We start from the raw sequence: 25,093 nt of genomic DNA on the forward strand, positions 1-25,093 counted from the left end.
CAAGCATCACCGCGTCGTGCAGGGGTGGGCGGCCAGGAAGGCCGCCACATCCTGCTGATAAGCGTCAAATTGTATCGATCGCGGCGCAAACAGGCCGATGATGTTGATCAACGACGGGTAACGGACAAACAGCGGTTTGACCATGGCATGGTCAGCCTGTTCGATTCGCGTCACCGTCAGCAGGTCGGCGGGGACGACTTGCCGGTAGACGCGTTCAGTCTCGTTCGCATCAACATTGATGTCGCGTCCGCCCACCATCAGGTGTACCGGTGTTTTGTAATTTCTCAGCCCCACCCTGGCGTCACTGGCCATGTTGGCACGAATAAACTGCCAACGATCCGCACTTAACGTCGCCGCCTCACCATATTCACGGAGGTATTGCGTGTAGCCGTCCGGCTGTTTCAGCAGGGATAATACGTGCCTCTCTTGAGCTTCGCGCTCCTGAATGCGTTGCTCATCATCACCCGCCGCCTCCATTTCCGCTCGGGTGTTGTATCGCCCCTGTGTTAGCCAGTTGATCGCCGGAGACATCACCAGCGTAAAAGCGATATCGGGTCGCCGCCGTGCAACGTCCGGCATCACCCACCCCGCCTGGCTTGCCCCCCATAACCCGACGCAGTGCGGGTTAAAGCGCCCGTCTTTTCTGGCCCAGTCAATAATGTCCGCCGTTTCTTTTGCCCGGTCGTCCATGGTTTGGTGCAACCAGTTGCCGGAAGAGCCGCCGATGCCCGGTTTATCAAAAGATAAAACGGCATAACCCTGTTCGGCCATGGTCTCCCAAATGCCGTAGTAACCTTCGTCACGGCTGGCATTGGCAGGGCCATCACCATGAACAAAGACAATCACGCCCGGCTTTCCGTGCACGTTTTTCGGCAGCACCAGCGTACCGGCAAGGGCGTTGCCACCGGCGGTCAACCGAACCGGCTCGGTGACATATTGATAGTCGTTGGCGTAGAGGACCCAGCCTGACGCCACGACAAACAACACCAGTAAACAAACGGCTATTTTTTTCACCGCATTTCCCCGATGCGCTTTTCCATTAGCAACCAGTTTGCCTGGCGAAACAGCCACCACAGTGAAGCGTGTCTCTCCCGCCGACCCATGTTGAAACCACATTGTTGATACAGACGCCGTGCGCCGATATTTTGTTGGCTCACGTGCAAACGCAACCAACGGTTAGGCTGCTGTGCCGCTGCATAGTCCGTTATCCATTCGATCAACATTTTTCCCACGCCTTTGCCCCGCAGCTTTTCATCTACCGCTAGGTAGGAGAGATAGAGTTCACCGGCGGCAGGCGCGTGCTGTAAGAACGCGATTTGCAGGTACATACGCCAAAAGTTCAGCATGCCATAACGACGGCACAACCCCAGTATCGGCAACGGACGCGCCCTCAAGGCACAATTGCCCAACCGCCCCGCAGACTTGAGCCCAAATGCTGCCACCACCTTACCCGCTCGCCGAACGACAAAGCTGTGCTCTTGGCTGTTGCTTTGATTCCAGCTCCATAGCCAGTAAAACAACCGCCATTGTTGGCGTGCGCCCAACCCGCACTGGCGTTGGAATTTGTCGTCAAAGGCAGCGTAAATCAGCGCAGCCGTCTGCAAGCGACAGGATTCACGGTAAGGTTGTATATCAAGCATTTTTCGCCCCATTACGCTTGCGTGAAAATCAACTGTTCCAGCAAGTGATTCGCCACCGTCGGCGCCTTGCGCGGGAAAATCGCCTGCCGCAGGGCCTGGCTTTCAATCACGTCCAGAATCAGTTGGGCAAGCTCGTGCGGATTTAACGCCGCCGCAATCTCGCCAGCTCGCTGCGCCAGGACGATAACCTGCACCAGCGCCTCCGTCAGTTGCTGCTGGTTGGCATCAAACTTCTCCGCCAAAGTGGCATTGCGGGCAACCTCCGCCACGATTTCCGTCGCCAACTGAACGCTGTCCGGTGATGAGACAAAAACATGATAAGCGGTGAAAAAGTCGGACAGCGCCTGCCGGGGCCGGTGTTTACCCTCAACCAACCGTGCGGCGAACTCCGTGAAGAACGCATTCTCCAGAAGCGCTATTTCACCGATCAAGGCGTCCTTACCGGCAAAATGGTTGTAAAGGTTACCCACGCTGACACCCGCGGCCTGTGCGATATCTCGCATACTGGTCTGGTGAAAACCCTTATGGGTAAAGCTGTGCAATGCGGCATCAACAATTTTTTCTCGGTTTCCCATGAGCCTGTCTCGCGGTTGAAAGGTGGCTAGCGACATTCAATTTATTACGCAAGTGAACGAACGTTCGTTCACTTTTAATGGCAGCATACAGAATGTCAAACCGACGAGTTTGAACCAAAGATAAACAACCCGCAGAAGGGTAAAGCGAGGAAGGCGCTAACCCCGTTGCCCAGGGTTAGCGTAGAGACGATCAGTGCAGTGCACCCTCTTGTTTAACCGAGGTGAAGGCCTGCATCAGTTTCACCACGTCCTGCATGCCAACGTTCACCTGATTGATCACTTCCCCGGCGTCGTGCGTCAGAGTCACCCCACCACCAGCCTGATCCACGCAGGTTGCCATGCCGGCAATCGCCGCTGCCACGCCGTGCTGAATGGATTTGGTCATTCGCTCTATCTCCGTCGCCGCCTTACGCGATTGCTCTGCCAGCGTGCGCACTTCATTGGCCACCACGGCGAAACCCCGCCCGTGCTCGCCCGCATGTGCGGCCTCAATCGACGCGTTGATCGCCAACAGGTTTGTTTGGGAAGCGATTTTACGGATAGCCTCAACAATGGTACCAATTTGCTGTGAGCACTGGCCCAATTCACTGATCACATCAGACGTTTGACGCGCTGCCGCCTCAACCTGCCGCATGCCTTCCACCGCCTGCTGAACGATGAGCGCGCCCTGCGATGCCTGCCGGTCAGTATCCAACGACAAATGGTGCACGTTGCGTACCATCTCCTCTTCATGCTGCTGTTGCATCATGAGTCGGGTGATGTCTTGAGCGATTTTTACAACCTTCACCAACCGCCCATTTCCGTCGAGGATCGGATTATAACTGGCTTCCAGCCATACCCTGTCCCCACGGCGGTTGACGCGTTCAAAGCGCCCGGTGATAAACTCACCGCGAGACAGTCGCTGCCAGTGTTGGCGATAATCATCGGAGGCAGCAAACTCCGGCGTGCAAAGCACCGCGTGTGACTGCCCGCGCGCTTCTTCCAGCCGATAGCCAATGACCTTCAACATATTGTCGTTGGCGTCGAGGATCGTTCCCTGCGCGTTGAACGTGATCATCGCCATGGAACGATTTAACGCCGCCAATAAACTCTGATGTTCCTGCGCCTGAGTAATGCGCTCCGTCACTACGCTGGCGATCTTGACGATCTCCACCACCTGGCCTTTCTTGTTTAAGACCGGTGCATAGGTGCCCTGCAACCACACCGTTTCACCGTCTTTGCGAATGCGTTTTATATTATCCGTGATCGGCTTGCCATTATTTAACATATCCCAATGTTTGAGATAGGCAGAACTTACGACATATTGCGGGTCACAAAAAATACGGTGATGCTGGCCAATCACCTCCTGCCGCTGGAATCCCATGGTCTGTAAAAATAAATCATTGGCGCGCAGCACAGTGCCATCAGGTTTAAATACAATCATGGCAACGGCATTTTCTATCGCACTCAACTCAGCGCGGCAGTGGGTATTTAACTGACTGAATCGTAACAGCATAATGTGGGTGTCCTTCTGGCAGATGATTTAGCGAGAAAACGCTTTTCATTTTATTTTCTAGCACGCTGCGCCCACACACAGACGTGCAACACCCTGAGAAACAGGCGAGCCTAATTTCCCCGGATAGACGATAGTAACCGAGTTAAAAACATCAATTTAGTTATGTGATTATTATTTTTTGAATAAATAATTAAATTAGGATTTTTATTACAAAGAACTGCATTGAGAATAACGCAAGTTGAAGAAATTGAAAGGGAAACGCGAAGTTTTATTGGCGCCGGCGACAAAACCGGCACCCGGGGAATTAACGCCAGCGTTCTGCCGCCCACGCGGCTTGTTGTTCTGCGTCGTGGAAGGTCCAGGCCACAAAACGGCTGATCTTTTGTCCCTGCGCCATCTCAATGGTGCGGACTTCGGCGGCACCCGCCAATTTTAACGCATGGTAAATCGACGGCAACGTCGTGTTTTTAGAAATCAACGACGTAAACCACAGGCAATTCTGCGCCTTGCTGACGCTTTCCTCGACCATTTTACGCACAAAGGCTTCTTCGCCCCCTTCACACCACAGTTCATTATTTTTACCGCCAAAGTTCTGCACCGGCTTGTCCGCCACCTCGCCTTTGCCCAGCTTGTGCAGTTTGCGGCGGGTACTCGCATGCGCTTCTTGTTCAGAACCGTGGAACGGTGGGTTACACAGCGTAGCGTCAAACTTCTCTGCCACACCGATAATACCGTTAAAGATGAATTCCGGCTGTTTTTGCAAACGCAGGCGCACGCTGTTTCTCAGCGTTGGGTTCATCTCGACGATCATTTTGGCCGAATTAAGTGACACGGGGTCGATCTCAGATCCGGTAAAGCGCCAGCCGTACTCGCGCAGGCCAACGATCGGATAGATACAGTTGGCACCAATACCTACGTCAAGGATCGCCACACCTTTACCGCGCGGGATTTCGCCACCGTTACTGGTTGCCAGCAAGTCCGCCAAGTGGTGCAGGTAATCTGCGCGACCAGGGATCGGAGGGCAAAGGTAGTCGGCTGGAATATCCCAATGCTCGATACCATAAAAATGTTGCAGCAACGCACGGTTGAGCATTTTAACCGCTGCCGGATCGGCAAAATCCACTGAGATATCCCCCCAGGCGTTCGGCTTGACGAACGGCTCCAATGCCGAGCAACTGGCGATCAGTGCAGGGAAATCATAGCGTGAGCGATGACGGTTACGCGGGTGCAGGCCGCTTTTCTGCTGCGGGAAGGTTTTCTTTTTTTCCACCGTGACGGGCTCTCTTAAAGGTATTTCTGGCGCGTAAGATACCATAAAGCGCCGCTAAACTTGCAGCTGGCGGGAAACACGTCAGAATAAAAGCTCTCTTATCTCATGACAGGTCACTTATGAGCAGTGAGTCTCGTTATTATTATGAACCCGCCGCAGGCCACGGGCTGCCACACGATCCGCTGAACGCCATCATCGGCCCACGTCCGATCGGCTGGATCTCATCAATCAGCGCTGCCGGCCAACGTAATCTGGCGCCCTATAGCTTTTTTAACTGTTTCAACTACCGCCCGCCGATCGTTGGCTTTGCCAGCAGTGGCTGGAAAGACAGCGTCGCAAATATTGTCGAAACAGGCGAATTTGTCTGGAATCTGGCGACACGCCCACTTGCCGATGCCATGAATAACAGTTCTGCCAGCCTGGCACGGGGTGAAGACGAATTTGCCTTTGCCGGCGTGACGCCGTTAGCCAGCCGCCGGGTAAAGGCTGAACGGGTAGCGGAAAGCCCGGTCAACTTTGAATGCCGTCTGTCACAATGTATTCAATTGCAAAGTGCTGCCGGGGAAAAGGTAGACACCTGGTTGGTACTGGGGGAAGTGGTTGCCGTGCATATCGATCCTGGCTTGCTGGACGAGCACGGCATCTATCAGACCGCGGCTGCCGAACCGATCCTGCGTGCGGGAGGCCCCACGGCTTACTATGGTATCTCGGAACAACACCGTTTCGATATGATTCGCCCGGACGCGCAAAAGCGCTGAACAAGCCACCCTTTCTCCGTTTGGAGAGAGGGTCAATTAACAATCAAAAAATCTGAAAAAGATTATCAATACTCTCCGATTTCATCCTGCCTGTCACTGCGCAATAATCATTCCATCGAAAGGCAAACCCCTTTCACCCTTATAAAATTGACAGGAATGACTACCATGAAAAACATCAAAACTTTTGCTGCTGCTATCGCTCTTACTGCGGTTTCTTTCACATCTTTTGCTGCAGAACACGTTAGCGCACAGGACGCCGTCCAGTTTGAAAAAGCCGGTGTGATCACCGCCAGTGGTGCTACCGATCTGAGCAGCTTGAAAGCCCAGCTCTCCGCCAAAGCCGATGCAGCAGGTGCCAAGGCCTTCACCATTACCTCCACCAGCGGCAACAACCTGATGCATGCCACGGCTGTCATCTATAACTGATCGACCGATTAGAAATAAAAAAGCCCGCCGATACGCGCTATCGGCGGGCTTTTTTCATGGTCGTCAGGCCAGGCGTGCGTTTATCGCCGCGGCGAAATCACGACACATCTTCTCATCGCCTTCCGCGTTGTCCGCCAGTACTTGCTCACCATCCACCACGCGGATATGCGCCGCCAGATCAAAATCCGCTGCGGGTTGAGGCCGCGTAGCAGCATCGGCAATCGTCTGGCGCGCATCCTGCCATGCCTGAGCCACCGTCTGGTTACAAGACTGCGCCAGATAATCGGGGTTAAAGCCTTCCCCAGTCAGGCTGCGCAACGTATCGTCATGGCTCACGCTGTTTCCCGGTAGCCAATAGTGACGCGCCAGATCCGGTCCAATAGCCGGGTTGTCAGTAAGATAGCCGTCACGCTGCAGGAAAAATTGGCGCGTCTGTTCAACGGCCATTAGCGCCAGCAGATAACCTTGATAGGAACACGCCGACTCCAGAGACAACAAGTGTGGGATGGCCAACGTTGGGCGCGGGCTACCGCTAATGCCCAGAATCTTACGTTCAACTTCACGTGCCAACGCGGTGATCGCTTCTGGCGTGCGCTGTTCGTCATCCCACTGATACAACGCCCACTCAAAGTAAGGCACCAGCAGAATATGGCGTTCATTGAACGCGCGCATCGGTTGACGTGCGGCGATGCTGGCCTCAATTAATGCATCCGGCACCGGTTCACCGGCGGCATTTTTCGCATAGCGCTTCAACCAGTCGGCGTCGTCCAGCAGGCTGTCGCAAAACATCGACTGGGTTTCAGCATAGGCCATCGAGGTCGGCGGAAACTCTTGTGAGAAACAGGGGGCATTCTGGCAAATATTGGCAAAGTGCGCCGCGTGGCCGCCTTCGTGGAACAACGTATTCAAACCATGAGCACCGCTACCCACCTGGTCCGGCTGCGCCAGGCTGGTGAAGTTAATGCGTGCCGGTAGCCATTTCCCCTCTTGAATGAACGGCGGCACCGGGCCATGCATAAAACCATTTTCATATTTGCCCTGGCGTACCAACAGATCGAGATCCATTTGCGCACCGCGGAACCCAATATGCAGACGTTTAAAACTGTTGATCCAACGCTCAAGCGACTGCGCAAATGGAAAGTAAGGATCCAGTTGGCGGGTCACGTCACCCGCGCTGGCAAAGCGCACATTCCAGGGTTCTAACGCTTGCTCGCCTTTTTCCGCGGCCAACTGCTGCAAGCTGCGTGAGTTCGCTTCGCGGGTTTGCTGTTCGAAACGATCCAAAATGGCGAACAACTGCTCCGGCGTCATACGCTCGGTTTTATTCACCTTGTAGTCAAAGTAGTTACGAAAACCCATCTGGCGCGCAAAGCGATTGCGCAGGCTAATCAGCTCCGGCAAACCATTATGCAGTAGCCATTGCTCCAGCTCGCGCAACGCGTTTTGTGAACTGCGGCGGTATTCTTCGTTTTCATTGGTGGCCTGGTTGGTCAGCAGTTCACCGAGCGAGGCGTTCACCCGCTGCCCAGCCGCATTCAGATGGCTAACCGGATTGCTCTTGCGTCGGGTATAAAGATCCGCCTCGGCGCTGATAATTTGGTCCAACAGTGTCTGGGCGTCGGCATCTTCAATCGCGTTGCAATCAAAAAACCGCAGCCAACCGTTCAACCCATGTTGCAGAGCATCACGCTGCGCATCCTGCGGCAAAATCTCCAGCCCCGCCAGCAACTGACGAATCTCAGCCAACCGACGCGGCTCGGCGATAAAGCGCTTGTAGGCGCTCTCCGCTGCAGAGAAACGCGCGGAAACGTCATCACCGCCCATGCCCATATAATTCTGCCAGAACAGATCTTCTTTGGTGCGGTGAACGTCAAGGTAATCCTGATTCAATTGATTGAAGTAATCGAGAGCCTGTTGCATAACCATCCTTTCAGAGCCGATTTGCGAAATGTTCCAGTATAGCCAATGGATTTACGCGTCGCGTAAACGTTCCAATCCCTGTTCCAGGGTGTCTGCTTCACCGGTTGCTACCAGGCAACAGGCAATTTGGCGCTGGATCGCCAACGGGATCGCAATGTCACCCGCCAGGCAACGTTCTGTCCAACGTGCCGTGGTCTCTGCATCTTTCGCTGCCGGTAAATCAGGCGTTTCATCCTGCACCGGACGCTCTAGCAGCACCTGCTGCTCACCGTCGACAATGTAATGAATCTGCGGGCAACGCTGCGGGTTGGCATAGGCTTCACCTTCGGTGCCGTGCATCAGTAACCCACGCGCCCCAATCTGGCGGAAGAATGACGCCACACGGCCAACGTACTCAGGGTGCGACACACTGGCGATACGCAACACGTCCTGCTCGGCAAACGGCGCCGCCAGTTTGGCTAGCGTATGGGCGCTGTTGCGCACCCCCATGCGCCAGCGCATACCCAGTTGACGCTCCAGGGGCGCTGACAAGGCAGAAACCGGGATAAATACCGTTTCCCCCTTATCGAGGCGGTGTTGGGCATGGGCAGCCTCTTGCGACCAGGGCAGGCCCAGCAATGTAAAGGTGTCGGCGCTGGTCACGCGGGTGCTGTCATCCAACACGCCATGTACCACCACCGGCAGGCCAACGCGCGTCAGTAGCAGCGCCAATAGTGGCGTCAGGTTCGCCTGTTTACGCGCACCATTATAGCTGGGCAACACCACTGGCATCGGTCGCCCTTGCGGTGCCTGCAAATGCATCACCTGTTGCTGCATGGCCTGATAAAAACCGATCATTTCCTCTTCGGCTTCCCCTTTAATGCGCAGGGCGATCAAGATACCGCCCAGCTCCAGTTCGCCCACTTCACCGGCCAGCATCTTTTGATAGAGCTGAAAGGCAGTGTCCCGGTCGAGATCGCGTGCGTGGTTCTTGCCACGGCCTATTTCTTTGATAATTTTGGTGTAATCCATCGCCTGCATCCCCTAATTCAGTCTGGGATTAGCATACCTTATCCACGCCGCCGCTCAACCTCATCCGCCAGTTGCTGTTGGGCAACGTCACCGGCACGCAATGCAGCGACAACCCCGTCAACGTCTTCGGCGCTGCGGTTCTGGCTCATCTTCCATTTACCTTCCCGGTGGGTCACTGTGATTTCAATACCGACAATGCCCTTCATCTGCGCAGCGATATAATTGGCAGGTGCATCTTCCCTATGCCAGGGCTCAGGTTGACGGCCCTCTTGCAGCGCCGTTAATCCGTCCAACTGTTGCCGCAGCCAGCCTGCGTCCTCTGTCACTCGCGGCACACCTCGCAGTTGCACCACGCTGTAATTCCAGGTCGGCACGGCTTTACCGGTTTGCCGTTTGGTTTCATACCAACCCGGCGAGATATAGCCCTGTAGCCCCTGAAATACCACCAGACATTCCTGCACGGCCTGCAACAATGGCCAGTGTGGGTTGGCGCGGGACAGGTGCGCCCGCAGATGCACGTGGCCCTGTTCATCCGCATCAATCAAGAACGGCAACGGGTCCACCACCAGGCCCTGGTCTCCATGGCTAATGAGCATCCCCAGCGGGTTGGCACGCACCAGCGCAATGTGGCTCTCCAGACAGTCATCACGGAATGAGGCGGGTTGATACATGGTGTCAGGCTTCCTTCAGCGCAATGGAATGATGAGATAGCAATAGCACCCGACGACCGTTGATTAAAGAGCCACTTTGCGCTGTTGTTGAATGATCCACCTTAACAACCCAAAGGCGACAAGCATGGCCAACAGGTTGTAGATCATCGCTCCGGCAAACGCCTGCCCATAGCGTTCTGCACCAGCGTCCCCCACCAACAGGGGGATAAAAAACGCGCCGCTGGCGGCAATCCCCATTGCACCACCAATCTGCTGCACGGTGGAAATCACCCCCGCAGCCATGCCGGCCTGCTCTTCTTTGGCCAGCCCCAGTACCAGATTAAGTAATGGCGTCATACTCATCGCCTGACCAAAACCCAGGATCACCAGCCCCGGCAGGAGCCACAATGGTTGCGCCAACGCCGCTCCCCACACCACTTGCACCACCAACAGCGCCATTCCGGTTGCATAGATCACCACGCCAAACGCCAGAACCCCATTCCCCCAGCGCTGCACAAACGTCGGTGCGAGGAATGAGGCCAGCATAAATGCCACGCTGGCGGGTGCAAACAGGCTTCCCGCCTGAAACGGCGTCAGGCCCATTCCCGATTGCAACAACAGGGCAAAACACAAAAAGAAGGAGGAAGCCGTAGAGTAAATCGCCAGCACCACCACCACACCCGGGGTAAAACTCCCCTGACGAAGCAGCGCCGGATCCAGTACCGCATCGCCGGAACGCATCGACAGTTGACGTTCCCAGCGTATAAAGGCCCATAGCACCCCCAAACCCAGTGCCAATACCGGCAATATCCACCAAGGCCAACCACGCGATGGTCCCTCCAACAGCGGAACTAACAGCAATAACAACCCTGTCGCGGCCAGCAGTAATCCCATGCCATCCAACCGCTGAGCCTGTTCGAGACGTGATTCTGGGAGACTCCGCGCCGCCAAGATCGCCAATGCACCGATCGGCAAATTAATCAGAAAGATCATGCGCCAGCCGCTACCGAAAATATTGGCTTCAATAATAAATCCACCGAAGATCTGCCCCAAAATGGCCGCCAGCCCCAGCGTCATTCCTAACCAGGCAAAAGCGCGCCGCCGTTGATGTGGGCCGTACAGCACACGCAGCAGCGCATAGATCTGCGGAAACAACAGTGCCGCCATCGCCCCTTGCAAAAAACGCGCTGCGATCAACATGGCCAGAGACGTCGCCAAGCCACACAGTGCCGACGCCAGCGTAAACCCCAGCATGCCCAGACTGAACATCCGGCGTCGCCCGAAACGATCCCCCAAACGCCCGCCTGCAATCAATAACACGCCAAATGCCAGCTCATAGCCGGCAATAATCAGCCCGACACCGGCAAAATCAGCGGCGAACTGCTGCTGAATGACGGGCGCAGCCACGTTCACTACGAACAGGTCGAATACGGTGACAAAGCCCCCCAACAGCAACACGGGCAACCCCACCAGGCGACGATCACCCTCCGCTAATGACTGTTCCATAAATGCCTCCAAATATTGAGATGGCAGCAGTATGGAACATGTCCTAAACTGTTACTATATAGCCAGTTATACTATTACTGAGAGCAACAGGACAGTCACTATGCCGCCACGTACCCTCAACCGAACCCGTCAGGATCTGGCGGATTTTCTGCGTCAAAAGCGCGAAAAATTGTCACCGCAGGCTGTCGGTCTGCCAAGCGGCACCCGACGCCGTACGCCGGGACTGCGGCGTGAAGAAGTCGCCGCGCTGGCAGGGGTCGGCCTCACCTGGTACACCTGGCTGGAACAAGGGCGGGAAATCAACGTCTCGGTGGATTTTTTGGAGAACCTGGCACGTGTGCTGAAGCTGGATGCAACCGCCCGTTACCATCTGTTTTTGCTGGCACATCAACGTCCCCCCGTACCGGTTGGCCATCAATGGTGCCAGGTCTCGCCGCTGGTGCGTCGTCTGCTGGACGATCTGCACCTTCGTCCGGCTTACGTCATGAACCTGAGTTGGGACATCATCGCCTGGAACCCTGCTGCGGAACGGCTGTTCGCCATTGGCGACCGCCCGGCAGAACAGCGCAACATGTTGTGGATGCTGTTCGCCGATCCACACCTCAACCAGCGTCTGGTGGAATGGCAGGCGCAAGCGCCGCAAATCCTTGCCAGCTTCCGTCGTGACTACGCCCGCGCCCCGGAAGATGCCACCATGCAGCAACGAGTACAGGCACTGGAACAGGTCTCACCACAGTTTCGCCAGCTGTGGCAACAGCATGACATTCACGGCCGTTGTCAGGGAGAGCGCACGTTCAATGTGCCCGGTGCCGGTCAGGTGACGTTTGAACATGCGTCGTTCATTGTCGATGAGGAAAATCATTTGCGGTTGGTGATGTACAGCGCGCTGGCGCAATGCCCGACCAGCGCGGCGTTTGAGGCGTTATTACAGGCGTAAGGCTATTTACGGCTGTCAAAAATCAACTTGCAGGCCAACCCGGCGAACACGCTGCTCAGCAGGTAGTTCGGCCAACGGGCACTGAACTGGCGGCCGACAAAGCGGCTTTTCATGCTGCTGACAGCCATGATAAGCCCGCCGTTAATCACCAAACCCACCAGATTTAGCACTGTCGCGAGCAGCAGCATTTGCGCCACCAGTGAACCGGCATGCGGATCGATAAACTGCGGGAACAGTGCCAAAACGAACAGCGCCATTTTGGGATTGAGGATATTGGTGAACAACCCTTGCCGGAAAATTCGGACGGTTGGCACTGCCGTTAATCCGGCAGATGCCTGCAAATGGCTGCCAGAACGTAACGTTTTCCATGCCAAATACAGTAAATACGCCGCCCCCAGTAGCCGCACCGTATCGTAGGCCAAGGGTACTGCGACAAACAGTTGTGATAAACCCAGGGCCGCCGCCAGAGCATGGCAGTAGGTGCCCAGTTGGATGCCCGCCAGAGAGGCAAAACCGGCTCGACGCCCCTGGCTAACGCTGCGTGAAGCAATCAGCAACATATCTGGTCCTGGGGTGACCGCGAGCGCCAGACAGGCGCCGGAAAACAGCAAAATGGTGGAAGCGTCAATCATAAGTCACCCGTACGCAGCATGGTGGGAAGCAGGCGTTATCATATGCCAGCGCTAAATCACTGCCAAGGTGCTTTGGGCGTGAAGGCCGACAGCAGCGCCTCAATGGCTACCCGTACCCGTAGCGGCATGGTGATGCCTTTCAGCCACACCACGTTAATCGCCAGTCCCGCGCCACAACTGCCTGGCAAAATCTCTTGCAATGTCCCCGCAGCGAGTGCGTCGTGCGCCAGCCAACGCGGCAACATGGCAATCCCCTGTCCTGCGCAAACTGCGCTGAGTGCCGCCTCCATATTGCTCAGCCGCAAACGGGTCGGCAGAGTCACGCGTTGTACTTTTCCTTGTTCATCCATTAACTGCCAGGGCGGGCTACGCCCATCGCGTAACAGGCCCACCGCCTGATACCGCGATAACTCAGCGACCCTATCTGGCTCGCCTTGCCGCGCCAGATAGGCCGGGGCGGCACAGAGTATTTGCTGTTGTTCACCCAATTGGCGTGCGGTGATTGCCGCCGCATCGCCTGGTAAACCGATACGCACCGCCAGATCGATCCCCTCTTCCGCCAGATCAACCCTACGGTTGGAAAACAACGCGTCGATCTGCAACCGAGGGTAACGATCCGCCAGCGACAATAGCGGCGGCATCACCCACTTTTGGCCAAACAATACCGGTAGCGATACCCGCAATCGCCCTTCTGGCGTATGGGCGCGGGCCGCGAGCTGGTTTTCCGCCGCTTCCAGCGCTGCCAATGCTTTCAGGCAATCGTCATAAAACAGTTGCCCTTCGTCAGTCAAAGACAGACTGCGGGTGGTGCGTTGAAATAGCCGCACCTGTAACCGCTGTTCCAGTCGCGCCACGGCTTTCCCCACGGTAGAACGGGAAAGCCCCAACTGCTCTGCTGCGCGACTAAATCCCCCCGCCTGCACCGCCTGCACAAAAGCGCGGATCGCATGTAGCCGTTCACTGGAAATCATGCTGGCCTCTTATTGACGATATTAATTCGCCTATTAAACGATGAAACACCGCCACTGGCTATAACAAGCACTGAGTACACTGAAGGCAGGCTTTTTAACCGAGGACATACCCGATGAGTGAACGCAGCGAAATTCTGACCGACGTCAGTACCCCGCGCCTGTGGCGGCTGCTGATTGGCATCAGTATCGCCAGCTTTTTGGGCTGCATCGATTTCACTATCGTCAATACCACCATTCCCGCCATTCAGCGCGAATTGGCCGCGCCCTTGAGTCAGGTGCAATGGGTCATGACGCTGTTCGTCATGGCATTGTGCGCCTTTATGGTCAGCGCTGGGCGACTGGCAGACCTGTACGGCCGCCGCCGGGTATTGTATTGCGGGATGTTGGTGTTCGCCGGCGCGTCACTGGGGGCGGGGCTGGCGGGCAGTATTGAGCTGCTCAATGTTTGGCGCTTTGTGCAGGGCGCAGCTTGCGCAGTGTTGTATACCGCCACCACCGCCATTGTCGCCGATGCCTGGCCCCCCCAGCAGCGCGGTCGCGCAATTGGCATTTTATTGGCAGTTAACGGTCTGGGGTTGGCCATCGGTCCGGTCGCCGGAGGCTTGCTGGTCGGCACGCTTGGCTGGCGCTGGGTATTTTTGTTGAACGTACCGCTGATCGCGCTGAGTTTCGCCTTCTGCCTGGGCACCGTGCAGGAATCCCGCGCACAGCAAGGTGCAACGTTGGATATTACCGGCCTGATCTTGCTGGTGACTGGCGTTGCCGGATTGCTGTTAGCCATTAGCCAAGGTGGCCAGTGGGGGTGGCTGAGCCTGAAAACGTGGCTCACGGCGTCAGTGGCGGTGGCCACACTGATCCTGCTGGTGCCGGTCGAGCGTAGAGCGCACTCTCCCTTGGTACCCTTAGCGCTGTTGCGGCGTCCGGCGTTATTGCGTGTCTGTTTGTTAAGCGCGCTGTTAGCCTTCTTTTACTGTGCCGCCTTCTTCCTGATGCCCATTTATCTGGAAAACACCCGCCATTATGAGGGCGTGATGCTGGGGCTGCTGCTGTTGCCGACCACCGCCGTAATGGCATTGATTTCGCCCTGGGTCGGCAGGTGGGTGGATAAGTCCGGCCCGCAGCCGGCGCTGGTCCTTGGTTTTGCCGCGTTGGCCGCTTCTGCCGCACTGCAAAGCCAGTTTAACGCCGGCAGCCCGTTACCCTTATTACTTGGCGCCTTTGCCCTCATGGGCCTAGGATGGGGATGCATCCTCGGCCCCTTGGTGTTGGCAACGCTGAGTACCGTCAGCGAGGCGCAAAGCGGCAGCGCATTGGGGATTACCTGGACGCTGCACAATCTTGGCGGCGCGGTTGGGTTAGCCCTGGCAGCATTGATTTATCCGACCTACGGCTACCAGGCCGTGATGCTGCTGCTGTTGCTGCTCTCATTGTTCGGAGGCCTGCTTGCTGTCTGGCATCGCCGTTGAGCGGATACGACGTTCGCCTAACAGGTTCATGCCAGCGGCCGCCAGCAAGATAATCGCAGCACCAGCAAATTGGAGGGCGACCAACCGATGACCAAACGCCAACCGATCGACCAGCATGGCAGCAATCGGATAAATAAATGACAGCGAACCGATCAGGTTGGTTGGCAACTTTTGGATCGCGCCATACAGCAGCACGTACATCAGCCCGGTGTGTAATACACCGAGTGTCGCCAGCATTCCCCACTGCCCAACATTGGCTGGCGCGTGAAAATCAACCCACGGCAACAACATCACCACGCCGACCGTAACCTGGATCAGCGCGATCAGGTGCGGCGGCGTGCCCTTCAGCCGCTTGGCGGCCAGCGCCATCAGCGCATAAAAAAAGGCCGCCCCCAACGACAGCAAAATTCCCAGCAGGTAGTTATTCTGACCGCCCGTCTGCTTAGGCTGCGCCAGCACCACCAGCATCATGCCGACAAACGCCAACACCAACCACAATAGCTTGCGGGCAGTCAGTTTCTCTCCGAGGAACAGTGCTCCCAGGGCCACCAACATGAAAGGCTGGGTGTTATACACCGCGGTAGCGATGGAGATGGATGCATAGGAATAAGCGGCAAACAGCAATAACCAGTTGACCACCAACGCGACACCGCCGGCAATCGCCAACAGCAGCGTGGCCCGCGTCAGGACATCACGCCGCAACTGGCCGAGTGCCGCACAGATGGCCAGCAGTACCAGTGCCCCCACTGCACAGCGCCAGAACACCACATTAATCACCGGTTGACCGGACATCAGCACAAACCAGCCAATGGTGCCGGAAATCAGCATTGCGGCAATCATCTCCAGCGAGCCGCGTTTTATCTCTGCATTCATCGTTGTTTCCTCTAATCAGCCAATAGACTTAGCTTGCGACTTTACCCTCCAGCTTTCCATGGCATAAAAAAGGCCAATATGCTTAACTGCCTTTTTATTGAAGGCATAAAACAGAAATAACCTAATGGAGGCTATATGGATGATATTGATCGCCAGATCCTGACGCTGCTTGCTGAGGATGCAAGAGTCTCACTCAAAACCCTCAGCGCCAGCGTTGGGCTTTCGTCGCCCAGCACTTCGGAGCGTCTGCGACGGTTGGAAGAGAACGCCGTCATCCAGGGCTATACGCTGAACGTCAATTTGCAGGCGTTGGGCTACGCTTTTCAGTCACTGGTACGCATCAAGCCGCTGCCGGGCATGCTGAAGAAGGTCGAGCAGATGATTCAGGATATCCCGGAGGTGATTGAGTGTGACAAGGTGACGGGCGAGGACTGCTTTATCGTGCGACTGGTGGCACATTCGATGGAGCAGCTCGACCAGATCCTCGATCAACTGGCCGAGCGGGCGCAGAGCAACACCGCCATCGTCAAAACCACGCCGGTGAAGCGTCGTTTGCCGCCCCTGCTTTGATTAGCGCGTGCGCCGGCGGGCGTACGGGCTCTTGCGTTTTTTGTCTTTTTTCTCCGCCGCTGCGGCGGATTTGAGCGCAGCCTTGTGCGCCTTGTCAGCGTCCGGCACCTCCCGCTGTTCAATGGGAAACACCGGCAGTGACGCCAACAAGCGCGAACCGTAGCTTTTGGTCAACAAGCGGCGATCGTAAATCACGATCTCGCCATGGCACTCATTGCTGCGGATCAGCCGGCCCACCTGTTGGATCAGGTTGAAGGAGGCGCTCGGCAGGCTCTGCACTTCAAACGGATAGCGCTTCAGCGATTTTAGCCATTCGCCTTCGGTCAGGATCACCGGGCTGTCGATCGGCGGGAAAGCAATCTTGTGGATATGCACCTGGGTCAGCAGTTCGCCCTTCAGATCCAACCCTTCGGCAAACGACTGCAGGCCAACCAGCACACTGGCAGTGCCCTTCTCAACCCGTTTGCGGTGTTCTTCCACCAGCCGGTAACGCGGCTGATCGCCCTGTACCAGCAACATCAAGCGCAGATCCGTGACATAGCTGAGAAAAGTTTGCATTGCCCGGTGGCTACTGAACAAAATCAACATGCCTTTGTGCTTGCCACCGGCCTGTTCGGCGCGGAAAAAGCGCGCCATCTCTTCCAGATGTTCGGCCTCATTGGCCATCGCCGGTTCAAAACGCATGTTCGGGATAACAATTTTGCCCTGCTCCACGTGATTAAAGGGTGAAGACAGCGCTTCGAAACGATCGCCGGCTTTTTCGCTCAACCCGCTCATTTCTTGCAGGCGCGCAAAACTGTTCAATGAACGCAGCGTTGCCGAGGTGATCACCACGTGCGGCACCTTGCGCCACAGCAGTTTTTCCAGCTGATCGCTGACGCGAATACCCACGCAGTGCAGGTACAGATGCGTCACGTTATCCCGCAGATCACGCGTCACCCATTTTGAGATGGGGGCATTAGAGGACTTGTCTAGCGCCGCGAGTCGCCAGAGCTTACTCATGGCCTCCAGATACCCCAAGGTGCGGCTCATCTGAATAATCGAACGATGCAGACGCACAATATCGTGCTTGCCGGTCTGTTCACTGAGATCGTTGAGTATGAACTCTGCCACCCCGCGTAAGGCATCCGTCAGTTTGAATAACCGTGCACTGGTTTCCACCATCTCTACCGGCAGCTCACCCATTTCAAAGCGGTGTTCGGCGATCACCGTATCTGTCGGCAGAAAGGCGCTGACCTGATGTTCAAAAATCTGGATCAGTTCGCGCATCTCTTCACAGTGGTTCTTCAAGCGTTCGTCGTTCGTCAGGCCCGGCGGGTTCTTTGGCCGATATTGCGTCATGCACTGTTCAACATGGCGCACGATCATGTCCAATTGCAGATTGGTCGACAGCGCGGTAATTTCACCGTCAATCTCCAACGCATCACGCGCAACGTCCGGCAGGTGGTGGCCTTCATCGAGCACCAGCAGCAGCTCCTTGGGATTCGGCAGTACCGATTCGGTTTCCAGCGCCGCCATCACCAGCGCATGGTTAGCCACAACCACATCGGCAGTTTCAATCTCTTTGCGGGCAATATAAAACGGGCATTCACGAATATAGTGGCAATTGCGCCCCAGGCAGTTGGCTTTATCGGTACTCAGCTTGATCCACAGCGGATCGTCAATCGACAGTTGATAATGGTCGCGCAACCCGTCCCACTCATGGCGGCTGAGCGCTTTACTCAGTTTTTGGCATAACGCTTGCTCTTCACCGCTCGAAGGTGCCAGTTCGTCATCCAGAAACAGTGTCAGATCGCCCTGCTCACTGACGTCTGTGCTCAGCGCCGCTAAATTACGCGGGCAAACATAGCGGCCACGACCAAAGGCGCCGGTAAACTTCAGATCGGGAATGATCTTCTTAAGCAGCGGTAAATCTTTACTGTAGATCTGATCCTGCAACGCCACGTTAGCCGTACTGACCACCAAGGGTTTGCTTTCTGCGCGACCCACGGCGATCCCCGGGATCAGGTAGGACAAGGTTTTGCCTACACCGGTGGGCGCTTCAATCGCCAGGTGGCGCGAATAATCCCCCGCCAACGTTTTCGCGACTTCAGCGATCATCTGCCGTTGCGGTGCACGGGAAATAAAATCCGGTATTTGTTGCTGCAGGGCTTTGTACCACTGGCCAATCTGATCTTTAACTGCGGGGGAGAGCGCCATTCAACTCTATATCTCTACGAAATGATGGCGCTATTGTCCCACAGACCGACTGCCGCGTCAGCCTAGCCTTCGATCATTGAAGCGCGCCCCGCACTGAACGACCACTCATCCAATTGCGTCGTGGTGATCACCACCATCACATCTTGCGGACGTAACCCTATGTTTTCCGCCAGCAGTTGCGCCAACCGCTGGTAAAAGCGCTGTTTGGTGGCGGTATCTCGCGGACGTCCGATGGTGATGTAAAACAGTACATAATCTTCCGACCGTGGGCCGCCCAGATAGTCACGATCGTAAATCAGCTCGCCAGGGCGGTATTGGTCGATAGCCTGAAACTTATCGGCTGGCGGCACATGGAAGGTTTCGACCAATGCCTGATGAAGGCTATCGGACAGGGTTTTCAGGTAGTGTTCCGATTTGCCCTGATGCAAAGCGATGCGGCTAAATGGCATGGGACGACGCCTGTTTCAGTTCACGCAGGCGCGCCACGGCGGAGGCTGCCGCAGGCCAGCCGGCATAGAAAGCCAGATGGGTGATCAACTCGGCAAGCTGTTCAATGCTCACGCCATGGCGTTCGGCCAAGCGCAGGTGAAAAGGCAATTGCTCCACACGGTTAAGTGCCACCAGTGCCGCGACCGTGATCAGGCTGCGTTCACGCGGAGTGAGGTCCGGTCGCTGCCAAACGTCGTCGAATAATACGCTGTCACTGAGCTGTGCCAGTTTGGGGGCAATGTCACCGAATGCTTGCTGTGCCGTCTGTTGGGAAGGTTGCATCACATACTCCTGCTGTTTTAAGGGATAGCGTTACGCTACCCCTTAACCTCAGGGGTGAAAATCGGGATTTTTAGTATTGAAGGTTCATAAAAACAGGATGGTTAATGCCCCCCAACTCAGCCTGAAAGGCAACACCTATTCGAGCGGGGCCACATTATCGAAATGCGCTTGGAACAAGGCGTTAAATTCGGCGCGCTGCTCAACCTTCCTGGCGATGGCACTCAGCGTCGGGCAATGCTGTTGGAACCAACGCTGCCCCGGCCGCCAATGACACATTACCGCCACATAAAGATCCAGTGCGCTGAAGCTCCTGCCGAGAAACCAGGGGCCACCGTCACAGGCACTGGCCAATTGCAACAGCAGTCGCTGGCGATAGCGCAAAATTTCGGCCGCTAATTGTTCTGACTCCGGCGCTTTTGGCAGCCATCTTTCAGGATGGTCAGCGTAGGTAAAAGTAGGATAAATTTCAGCGTTGATGAACAGCAACCACCGCAAAAATTGTGGCAGCAATGCAGACCCCGCATGCGGCACCAGCTCAGCGTGCGGGGCACGATCGTGCAGCAACAGAATAATTGCCGCGCTTTCCGTCATCACTTCCCCATTGGGCAGAATCAGTGTCGGAACCTGCCCCAACGGGTTCAGTTCCAGCAGCCGATCGCGCTCGGGGCTGTCCAACTGATAGTCCACTTCCTCGTAGCCCCAGGGAAACCCCGTTAGCTCCAGAGCAGCGGCAACAATCGTGGAGCCGCAACCGCGGGTACCCAATAACGTATAAGTTTCACGCATGATTTTTCCTAAAATCAGGAACAGTATCGCTAACTGTAGACCAGTCGCTGACACTTGCTCGAGGAAGAAATTCACACTTTCCGCAACTTTTTTAATCGTTCGATATGAAAATGAATATTTTGTCATAAATAGATCACATAACTGCGGTAAAAAACCTGCGCTGCAAACAATCAAGCGGCACAGTGAAACAGCAGTACAACTGATGATAAGCGTCTTTCAATCGAATAAAGCAGGGTAAATCATGAAACGTAATCTTCTGGCCGTTATTATTCCGGCACTTTTAATTGCGCAGACAGCACAGGCAGCAGAAATCTACAATAAAGACGGCAACAAACTTGATTTTTACGGCCGCGTAAAAGCACTGCACTATTTCTCTGACGATACCGGCAATGATGGCGACAAAACCTATGTGCGTATCGGTTTTAAAGGCGCTACTCAAATTAACGATATGCTGACTGGTTATGGCCAGTGGGAATATCAGATTTCAGCGAACCATTCTGAATCCGACAGCGCGAAAGACACCAAAACGCGTTTGGGCTTCGCCGGTTTGAAATACAAAAACCTCGGTTCATTCGACTACGGTCGCAACTACGGCATTATTTATGACGTCGGCGCTTGGACGGATATGCTGCCTGAGTTCGGTGATGATGCTTACGTCAAAACCGACAACTTTATGAATGGCCGTACCAACGGCGTTGCAACCTACCGTAACAACGACTTCTTCGGTCTGGTTGACGGTCTGAAGTTTGCCATTCAGTACCAAGGCAAGAACGAAAATGACGGCCGCGCCGGCAGCAAAGCGAACGGTGACGGTTGGGGCTTGTCTTCCAGCTATGAAATTATCGACGGCCTGAGCGTGGGCGCAGCCTATGCTTCTTCTAACCGTACTGCCGGCCAAAAAGCGGGCACCTTCGGCAAAGGCGACAAAGCCGATATCTGGGCTGGCGGTCTGAAATACGACAATAATGCCGTTTACCTGGCAGCAACCTATTCACAAAGCCGCAATATCGCGCCTATTTCTGGCACGGCGACCATTAATAATACATCTACCTCCGTCAGCGGCTTTGCCAATAAAGCAGAAGGTCTGGAACTGGTTGCACAATATCAGTTCGACTTCGGCCTGCGCCCATCACTGGGTTATGTTCAGCAGAAGGGTAAAGATATTGAAGGCATCGGCGACGCCGACCTGGTTAAATATATCGACGTAGGTACTTACTACTATTTCAACAAGAACATGTCGACCTATGTTGATTATAAAATCAACCAACTCGACAGCAACAATAAGTTGGGTCTGAAAGATGACAACGTCATCGCCGTCGCCCTGACTTACCAGTTCTGATGTGATGAATAACCACCACTGCAAACCTTAGCTTCACTTGATATGTTACTTCGCCGGGCGGCTACGCCCGGTTTTTTTCATTGGTGCTTTTCCCCTCTTTCCCGCCCGATCGCCGTTCTGCATCCCGTAACCGCACGCCGAAACTTGCCTTGTAAAACAATCAGGTCTAGATGTATACCCTACAGCTTTCACGTTGCAGCCGGGCGACCGGCTCGCTCATCCCCAGCTATCGTAGAGGCGCCGCATGCTGCGCCCCTACAGCCACTGGGGTGACAGGTCTGCAATTTGAAAGATGATGGGTATATCGCGTCCACTTTAAACCGGAACACATCATGCACACCGAGGAACTCTTTGAGTATCAAAGCGCCCTGCGCTACAGCAGCGACGCGTTGGCGCAGATCCTCTGCCATTGTTTTGAAAACTACATTGTACGTTTTGTGATTGACGGCGACACCTTCGCCCGCCGCTTTGGCGCGGAAGATCTCAGCCTGAACGACAGCATTATCGTCACCCATCAGCAACAACCGGTAGCACTGGCGTTGATTAGCCGACGTGGCTTACACAGCCGGGTGTCGGCGCTGTCTATCCGACCGGAAATGCGTGGCAAAGGGTTGGGGAAAGCGCTGATGCAACGGATTGTCGCCGATGCGCATAAGCGCGGCGATCGTCAGCTGTCGCTGGAGGTGATAGAAGGTAACGATCCCGCCATTGCGCTATACCACCAGGCAGGATTGCGCATCGTCCGGACGCTGACCGGCCACTTGGCCGCAGAACAAAGCCAGGCCGAGGTTGCACCACTGCAGGAGATCGATCCGCTCTTCGTTTCTCACCGCCTGGTCGCCGAGGGTGCCACCAGTTTGCCCTGGCTGATCGCTCCAGAATCGCTGTTTAAACTGCCCGGTAAACCCCACGCATTCAGCCTTGGGCAACACCTTGCCTATGCCGTGGTGCAGGTGGGTGCCGATAAGTGCTTTCTGCGCATGATTTACGTGCCGCCGGAGCACCGCAACCAAGGCCATGCCCGAACGATGCTGGCGGCGCTGCAAGCACGGTTTTCACCCTTACCCTTGGCGGCTAACGTTTACGTTCCCGAGGTGGCAGCCCCCTTCTTTGATCGACTCGGCTGGCAGCAAGATCCGTTACGCCAGTTTGAAATGACCATGACCTTAGAAACACCACAATAACAAACAGAGAGTTATCCCTTTATGGCAGGAATACATAGACAAAAAGTGACCCTTGGCGCAGCAATCGGTATTGCGCTACTGACCCTGGCTGGCTGCGCGCAGCCACCGAAAACGGATCTGCAAGCCCAACAGCGCCTGGCGGATCAATCCGTGCTGGCACTGAACTGGTTCCAGCAGTCCGGGGAATATCAGGCACTGGCGCACCAGGCGTTCAACAGCGCCCGACTGGCGTTTGATCACGCCAAGGTCACGCCAGGCAAGAAGAAAGCCGTGGTTGTGGATCTGGACGAAACCATGCTGGACAATAGCCCCTATTCTGGCTGGCAAGCGCGGCAGGGCCAACCTTTTGCAGCTGCAACCTGGGCAAAATGGTCACAGGCAGAACAAGCCGGTGCCGTGCCGGGTGCCGTGCAATTTGCCCGGTACGTCAATAGCCATCAGGGCACCATGTTCTACGTTTCAAACCGTAAACAGTCTGAATACGCTGCCACCGTCGCCAACATGCAGAAGCTGGGCTTTACCGGCATGTCGGAAAAAACCGTGCTGCTTAGCGGTGATACCTCCAACAAGCAGCCGCGTTTCGACGCCATCAAAAACGCCGGTTACGACGTCGTGGTGTATGCCGGTGACAACCTGAACGATTTCGGCGCGGCGACCTATCACAAGGATAACGCCCAACGTCGGGCCTTTGTCAGCGAAAACCAAAGCAAATTTGGCACCGAGTTTATCGTGCTGCCGAACCCGCTGTATGGCGACTGGGAAAGCGGCATGGCGAAGGACTATAACAAACTGACACCAGAGCAAAAGCTGCAGATCCGCCAACAGGCCATTAAGGCCTGGAACGAGCAGTAACCCTGATTGAGTGGGGCGAATGTATTCGCCCCCCTGCGGTGACAACGCTTAAAAGACGACGGGTCTACTCAAAGTAATTTATACATATAACTGGTGGCCTCTAACGCATTCCCCTTGCTGGCACGGGCGTATTGCGGAATGCTGCCCGCCAGTTGAAACCCCAACTGGCGATACATGCCCTCTGCTGTATCGCCGGTCAGGGTATCGAGCACCAATAAGTGCCGCTGAAGCTCAATCGCTTTTTGCTGCACTTGCAGCATCAGATTACGGGCAATGCCCTGACGACGGGCATCCGGATGCACCATCAGTTTCACCACCTCTGCGCGGTGACGGCCATTGTCAGGCATATCCAACAGCAACTGCACCGTGCCGACAACGCGCCCGGCATCACGGGCCACCAATAACACCCTTTCCCCAAGCTCAATCGCCGGCAACAGGCGACACCAGAACGCCTGCGCCTGTTCAAGGCTGAACGGCATGATAAAACCAATGCTCGCCCCCTGAGACACACTGGCTTGCAGCATGGCCGCCAGTTCGGGAATTGCGCTTTGTGCTGCATCGGCATTCAGTTGCTGTATCTCAATCATGATTAAGGCCTGCAGATAACGAGGGTGTAATGGGCCGGCTCGGGGCCGGGTGCATGAAATTTTGACGCGCCAAACAGCCGATAACGCAGACAATCGCCCGGCTTAAGCAGGAAAGTGCGCGTTTCTAACGTCAGTTCGAGTTGGCCTTCCAGCAGCCACAAATGGTGCTCGAGTGCATGTATCGATGGCCCGTCATAGGCAATTACCGCGCCGGCCTCAAGCCGGCACTCGACAAATTCAGCCTTGTACAACGCGGCGGGCGGGGATACCGAGCGACGATGAAAACCGCTGGCCGGGTCAACCCACACCGTTTGCGCTTCGCGGTGCAGTAACTCCGGCGGCTCGTCCTCAACCTCACTGAGCAACCGTGACATGGTCAATCCATACGCCGAACACAGCTTATTGAGCAACGAGGCCGTCGGGCTGGTTTCTGCACGTTCCACACGCGACAGCGTCGCCCGGCTAATACCGGTTTGTTGTGCCAGTTCTTCCAGTGACCAGCCCTGCTGTTGGCGTAAATCAGACAGCCGTTGTGCCAGCCGGAGATCGGCACTTTCCAATCCGTTATCCATTATTGCGTCTCTGATACAAAAAATCCCATATAAGAGAAATAATCTCAAATACGGGATTAGTCAATCACGTTTTATACTGGCCGAACAAAAACGCGAGAATCAG

The 25,093-nt window shown here is 55.5% G+C and carries 25 protein-coding genes and 1 pseudogene; 8 read left to right on the plus strand and 18 right to left on the minus strand.

What is annotated here, in order from left to right; all coding sequences use genetic code 11:
- Positions 1 to 6: 6 nt before the first annotated feature.
- The 5 genes from AC2FC2_RS01615 to rlmF all read right to left on the minus strand — a co-directional run bounded on the left by AC2FC2_RS01615 (position 7) and on the right by rlmF (position 4,980).
- Entirely contained in the window at positions 7 to 1,014 is a 1,008-nt protein-coding gene (locus tag AC2FC2_RS01615) for an alpha/beta hydrolase family protein (protein ID WP_490658611.1), read from the minus strand.
- Entirely contained in the window at positions 1,011 to 1,640 is a 630-nt protein-coding gene (locus AC2FC2_RS01620; protein ID WP_265556340.1) for a GNAT family N-acetyltransferase, read from the minus strand. Before AC2FC2_RS01620 ends, AC2FC2_RS01615 begins: the two co-directional genes overlap by 4 nt.
- Positions 1,641 to 1,651: 11 nt before the next feature.
- A complete protein-coding gene (locus tag AC2FC2_RS01625; RefSeq protein ID WP_209632350.1) occupies positions 1,652 to 2,215 on the minus strand; it encodes a TetR/AcrR family transcriptional regulator in 564 nt (187 codons plus the stop codon).
- Positions 2,216 to 2,405: 190 nt separating this feature from the next.
- Positions 2,406 to 3,710 (minus strand): methyl-accepting chemotaxis protein, encoded by a 1,305-nt coding sequence (locus AC2FC2_RS01630; protein WP_490658612.1) that lies wholly within the window; start codon positions 3,708 to 3,710, stop codon positions 2,406 to 2,408.
- Positions 3,711 to 4,014: 304 nt separating this feature from the next.
- Positions 4,015 to 4,980, minus strand: coding sequence for a 23S rRNA (adenine(1618)-N(6))-methyltransferase RlmF (gene rlmF / locus AC2FC2_RS01635; protein WP_490658613.1), 966 nt, complete (start codon positions 4,978 to 4,980; stop codon positions 4,015 to 4,017).
- Between the two features lie 119 nt (positions 4,981 to 5,099).
- Here rlmF and AC2FC2_RS01640 point away from each other — a divergent pair, with 119 nt between their 5' ends.
- Positions 5,100 to 5,738, plus strand: a complete 639-nt coding sequence (locus AC2FC2_RS01640; protein ID WP_265556338.1) for a flavin reductase family protein — start codon at positions 5,100 to 5,102, stop codon at positions 5,736 to 5,738.
- Positions 5,739 to 5,903: 165 nt separating this feature from the next.
- Positions 5,904 to 6,164: a multiple stress resistance protein BhsA gene (bhsA, locus tag AC2FC2_RS01645; protein ID WP_209632346.1), complete on the plus strand. Its 261-nt coding sequence runs from the start codon at positions 5,904 to 5,906 to the stop codon at positions 6,162 to 6,164.
- A gap of 63 nt (positions 6,165 to 6,227) precedes the next feature.
- Here bhsA and AC2FC2_RS01650 read toward each other — a convergent pair whose 3' ends face one another.
- The 4 genes from AC2FC2_RS01650 to AC2FC2_RS01665 form a co-directional block, all read right to left on the minus strand.
- Entirely contained in the window at positions 6,228 to 8,084 is a 1,857-nt protein-coding gene (locus AC2FC2_RS01650; protein ID WP_209632345.1) for a M3 family metallopeptidase, read from the minus strand.
- Positions 8,085 to 8,135: 51 nt separating this feature from the next.
- Entirely contained in the window at positions 8,136 to 9,095 is a 960-nt protein-coding gene (gene ybiB, locus AC2FC2_RS01655; protein ID WP_490658614.1) for a DNA-binding protein YbiB, read from the minus strand.
- A gap of 38 nt (positions 9,096 to 9,133) precedes the next feature.
- Positions 9,134 to 9,766 (minus strand): FMN-binding negative transcriptional regulator, encoded by a 633-nt coding sequence (locus AC2FC2_RS01660; RefSeq protein WP_209632343.1) that lies wholly within the window; start codon positions 9,764 to 9,766, stop codon positions 9,134 to 9,136.
- 63 nt (positions 9,767 to 9,829) lie between these two features.
- A complete protein-coding gene (locus tag AC2FC2_RS01665; RefSeq protein ID WP_490658615.1) occupies positions 9,830 to 11,251 on the minus strand; it encodes an MFS transporter in 1,422 nt (473 codons plus the stop codon).
- 100 nt (positions 11,252 to 11,351) lie between these two features.
- On the opposite strand from AC2FC2_RS01665, the gene AC2FC2_RS01670 reads away from it, so the two are divergent.
- Positions 11,352 to 12,188 carry a helix-turn-helix transcriptional regulator gene (locus AC2FC2_RS01670; RefSeq protein ID WP_265556334.1) on the plus strand — a complete coding sequence of 279 codons (837 nt, stop codon included), beginning with the start codon at positions 11,352 to 11,354 and terminating at the stop codon, positions 12,186 to 12,188.
- Between the two features lie 2 nt (positions 12,189 to 12,190).
- On the opposite strand, the gene AC2FC2_RS01675 is transcribed toward AC2FC2_RS01670, so the two are convergent.
- Both AC2FC2_RS01675 and AC2FC2_RS01680 read right to left on the minus strand, forming a co-directional pair.
- Positions 12,191 to 12,820: a LysE family translocator gene (locus AC2FC2_RS01675; protein ID WP_209632340.1), complete on the minus strand. Its 630-nt coding sequence runs from the start codon at positions 12,818 to 12,820 to the stop codon at positions 12,191 to 12,193.
- 56 nt (positions 12,821 to 12,876) lie between these two features.
- Complete coding sequence (locus tag AC2FC2_RS01680; RefSeq protein ID WP_490308529.1) at positions 12,877 to 13,791, minus strand: LysR family transcriptional regulator; 915 nt, start codon at positions 13,789 to 13,791, stop codon at positions 12,877 to 12,879.
- 113 nt (positions 13,792 to 13,904) lie between these two features.
- Here AC2FC2_RS01680 and AC2FC2_RS01685 point away from each other — a divergent pair, with 113 nt between their 5' ends.
- Entirely contained in the window at positions 13,905 to 15,257 is a 1,353-nt protein-coding gene (locus AC2FC2_RS01685; protein WP_404760055.1) for a DHA2 family efflux MFS transporter permease subunit, read from the plus strand.
- Here AC2FC2_RS01685 and AC2FC2_RS01690 read toward each other — a convergent pair.
- A complete protein-coding gene (locus AC2FC2_RS01690) occupies positions 15,216 to 16,130 on the minus strand; it encodes a DMT family transporter (protein ID WP_404760056.1) in 915 nt (304 codons plus the stop codon). The genes AC2FC2_RS01685 and AC2FC2_RS01690 overlap by 42 nt on opposite strands.
- Before the next feature lie 135 nt (positions 16,131 to 16,265).
- Between AC2FC2_RS01690 and AC2FC2_RS01695 the strand changes: the two genes are divergently transcribed.
- A complete protein-coding gene (locus AC2FC2_RS01695) occupies positions 16,266 to 16,700 on the plus strand; it encodes an Lrp/AsnC family transcriptional regulator (RefSeq protein ID WP_209632336.1) in 435 nt (144 codons plus the stop codon).
- Positions 16,701 to 16,807: 107 nt separating this feature from the next.
- Here the strand turns inward: AC2FC2_RS01695 and dinG are convergent.
- From dinG to AC2FC2_RS01715, 4 genes and pseudogenes are all read right to left on the minus strand, one after another.
- Positions 16,808 to 18,899, minus strand: a pseudogene (gene dinG, locus AC2FC2_RS01700) (ATP-dependent DNA helicase DinG); the annotation flags it as partial.
- A 62-nt stretch (positions 18,900 to 18,961) separates the two neighbouring features.
- Complete coding sequence (locus AC2FC2_RS01705) at positions 18,962 to 19,348, minus strand: tautomerase family protein (protein ID WP_209632334.1); 387 nt, start codon at positions 19,346 to 19,348, stop codon at positions 18,962 to 18,964.
- Positions 19,338 to 19,670 (minus strand): carboxymuconolactone decarboxylase family protein, encoded by a 333-nt coding sequence (locus AC2FC2_RS01710; RefSeq protein ID WP_490308531.1) that lies wholly within the window; start codon positions 19,668 to 19,670, stop codon positions 19,338 to 19,340. Before AC2FC2_RS01710 ends, AC2FC2_RS01705 begins: the two co-directional genes overlap by 11 nt.
- 135 nt (positions 19,671 to 19,805) lie before the next feature.
- On the minus strand, positions 19,806 to 20,456 hold the full coding sequence (locus AC2FC2_RS01715; protein WP_490658616.1) for a glutathione S-transferase family protein: 651 nt from the start codon (positions 20,454 to 20,456) through the stop codon (positions 19,806 to 19,808).
- Positions 20,457 to 20,697: 241 nt separating this feature from the next.
- Between AC2FC2_RS01715 and ompC the strand changes: the two genes are divergently transcribed.
- From ompC to AC2FC2_RS01730, 3 genes are all read left to right on the plus strand, one after another.
- Positions 20,698 to 21,795, plus strand: coding sequence for a porin OmpC (gene ompC, locus AC2FC2_RS01720; protein WP_209632331.1), 1,098 nt, complete (start codon positions 20,698 to 20,700; stop codon positions 21,793 to 21,795).
- A 332-nt stretch (positions 21,796 to 22,127) separates the two neighbouring features.
- A complete protein-coding gene (locus AC2FC2_RS01725) occupies positions 22,128 to 22,979 on the plus strand; it encodes a GNAT family N-acetyltransferase (protein WP_404760060.1) in 852 nt (283 codons plus the stop codon).
- 21 nt (positions 22,980 to 23,000) lie between these two features.
- Entirely contained in the window at positions 23,001 to 23,831 is an 831-nt protein-coding gene (locus tag AC2FC2_RS01730) for a 5'-nucleotidase, lipoprotein e(P4) family (protein ID WP_209632329.1), read from the plus strand.
- A gap of 68 nt (positions 23,832 to 23,899) precedes the next feature.
- Here AC2FC2_RS01730 and AC2FC2_RS01735 read toward each other — a convergent pair whose 3' ends face one another.
- Both AC2FC2_RS01735 and AC2FC2_RS01740 read right to left on the minus strand, forming a co-directional pair.
- Positions 23,900 to 24,418 (minus strand): GNAT family N-acetyltransferase, encoded by a 519-nt coding sequence (locus AC2FC2_RS01735; RefSeq protein WP_404760062.1) that lies wholly within the window; start codon positions 24,416 to 24,418, stop codon positions 23,900 to 23,902.
- Positions 24,419 to 24,420: 2 nt separating this feature from the next.
- Positions 24,421 to 24,990 carry a helix-turn-helix domain-containing protein gene (locus tag AC2FC2_RS01740; protein ID WP_209632327.1) on the minus strand — a complete coding sequence of 190 codons (570 nt, stop codon included), beginning with the start codon at positions 24,988 to 24,990 and terminating at the stop codon, positions 24,421 to 24,423.
- Between the last annotated feature and the right edge of the window lie 103 nt (positions 24,991 to 25,093).

The sequence above is a fragment of the Serratia sp. CoH_122_TC_1 genome (genome assembly GCF_058191755.1).

What these genes read in the sequence shown, in the direction of transcription:
- AC2FC2_RS01620 (WP_265556340.1), bottom strand. Translation starts at nt 1,640, where the DNA reads ATGCTTGATATACAACCTTACCGTGAATCCTGTCGCTTGCAGACGGCT.
- AC2FC2_RS01625 (WP_209632350.1), bottom strand. Translation starts at nt 2,215, where the DNA reads ATGGGAAACCGAGAAAAAATTGTTGATGCCGCATTGCACAGCTTTACC.
- AC2FC2_RS01630 (WP_490658612.1), bottom strand. Translation starts at nt 3,710, where the DNA reads ATGCTGTTACGATTCAGTCAGTTAAATACCCACTGCCGCGCTGAGTTG.
- AC2FC2_RS01640 (WP_265556338.1), top strand. Translation starts at nt 5,100, where the DNA reads ATGAGCAGTGAGTCTCGTTATTATTATGAACCCGCCGCAGGCCACGGG.
- bhsA (WP_209632346.1), top strand. Translation starts at nt 5,904, where the DNA reads ATGAAAAACATCAAAACTTTTGCTGCTGCTATCGCTCTTACTGCGGTT.
- AC2FC2_RS01650 (WP_209632345.1), bottom strand. Translation starts at nt 8,084, where the DNA reads ATGCAACAGGCTCTCGATTACTTCAATCAATTGAATCAGGATTACCTT.
- ybiB (WP_490658614.1), bottom strand. Translation starts at nt 9,095, where the DNA reads ATGGATTACACCAAAATTATCAAAGAAATAGGCCGTGGCAAGAACCAC.
- AC2FC2_RS01660 (WP_209632343.1), bottom strand. Translation starts at nt 9,766, where the DNA reads ATGTATCAACCCGCCTCATTCCGTGATGACTGTCTGGAGAGCCACATT.
- AC2FC2_RS01665 (WP_490658615.1), bottom strand. Translation starts at nt 11,251, where the DNA reads ATGGAACAGTCATTAGCGGAGGGTGATCGTCGCCTGGTGGGGTTGCCC.
- AC2FC2_RS01670 (WP_265556334.1), top strand. Translation starts at nt 11,352, where the DNA reads ATGCCGCCACGTACCCTCAACCGAACCCGTCAGGATCTGGCGGATTTT.
- AC2FC2_RS01675 (WP_209632340.1), bottom strand. Translation starts at nt 12,820, where the DNA reads ATGATTGACGCTTCCACCATTTTGCTGTTTTCCGGCGCCTGTCTGGCG.
- AC2FC2_RS01680 (WP_490308529.1), bottom strand. Translation starts at nt 13,791, where the DNA reads ATGATTTCCAGTGAACGGCTACATGCGATCCGCGCTTTTGTGCAGGCG.
- AC2FC2_RS01685 (WP_404760055.1), top strand. Translation starts at nt 13,905, where the DNA reads ATGAGTGAACGCAGCGAAATTCTGACCGACGTCAGTACCCCGCGCCTG.
- AC2FC2_RS01690 (WP_404760056.1), bottom strand. Translation starts at nt 16,130, where the DNA reads ATGAATGCAGAGATAAAACGCGGCTCGCTGGAGATGATTGCCGCAATG.
- AC2FC2_RS01695 (WP_209632336.1), top strand. Translation starts at nt 16,266, where the DNA reads ATGGATGATATTGATCGCCAGATCCTGACGCTGCTTGCTGAGGATGCA.
- AC2FC2_RS01705 (WP_209632334.1), bottom strand. Translation starts at nt 19,348, where the DNA reads ATGCCATTTAGCCGCATCGCTTTGCATCAGGGCAAATCGGAACACTAC.
- AC2FC2_RS01710 (WP_490308531.1), bottom strand. Translation starts at nt 19,670, where the DNA reads ATGCAACCTTCCCAACAGACGGCACAGCAAGCATTCGGTGACATTGCC.
- AC2FC2_RS01715 (WP_490658616.1), bottom strand. Translation starts at nt 20,456, where the DNA reads ATGCGTGAAACTTATACGTTATTGGGTACCCGCGGTTGCGGCTCCACG.
- ompC (WP_209632331.1), top strand. Translation starts at nt 20,698, where the DNA reads ATGAAACGTAATCTTCTGGCCGTTATTATTCCGGCACTTTTAATTGCG.
- AC2FC2_RS01725 (WP_404760060.1), top strand. Translation starts at nt 22,128, where the DNA reads ATGCACACCGAGGAACTCTTTGAGTATCAAAGCGCCCTGCGCTACAGC.
- AC2FC2_RS01730 (WP_209632329.1), top strand. Translation starts at nt 23,001, where the DNA reads ATGGCAGGAATACATAGACAAAAAGTGACCCTTGGCGCAGCAATCGGT.
- AC2FC2_RS01735 (WP_404760062.1), bottom strand. Translation starts at nt 24,418, where the DNA reads ATGATTGAGATACAGCAACTGAATGCCGATGCAGCACAAAGCGCAATT.
- AC2FC2_RS01740 (WP_209632327.1), bottom strand. Translation starts at nt 24,990, where the DNA reads ATGGATAACGGATTGGAAAGTGCCGATCTCCGGCTGGCACAACGGCTG.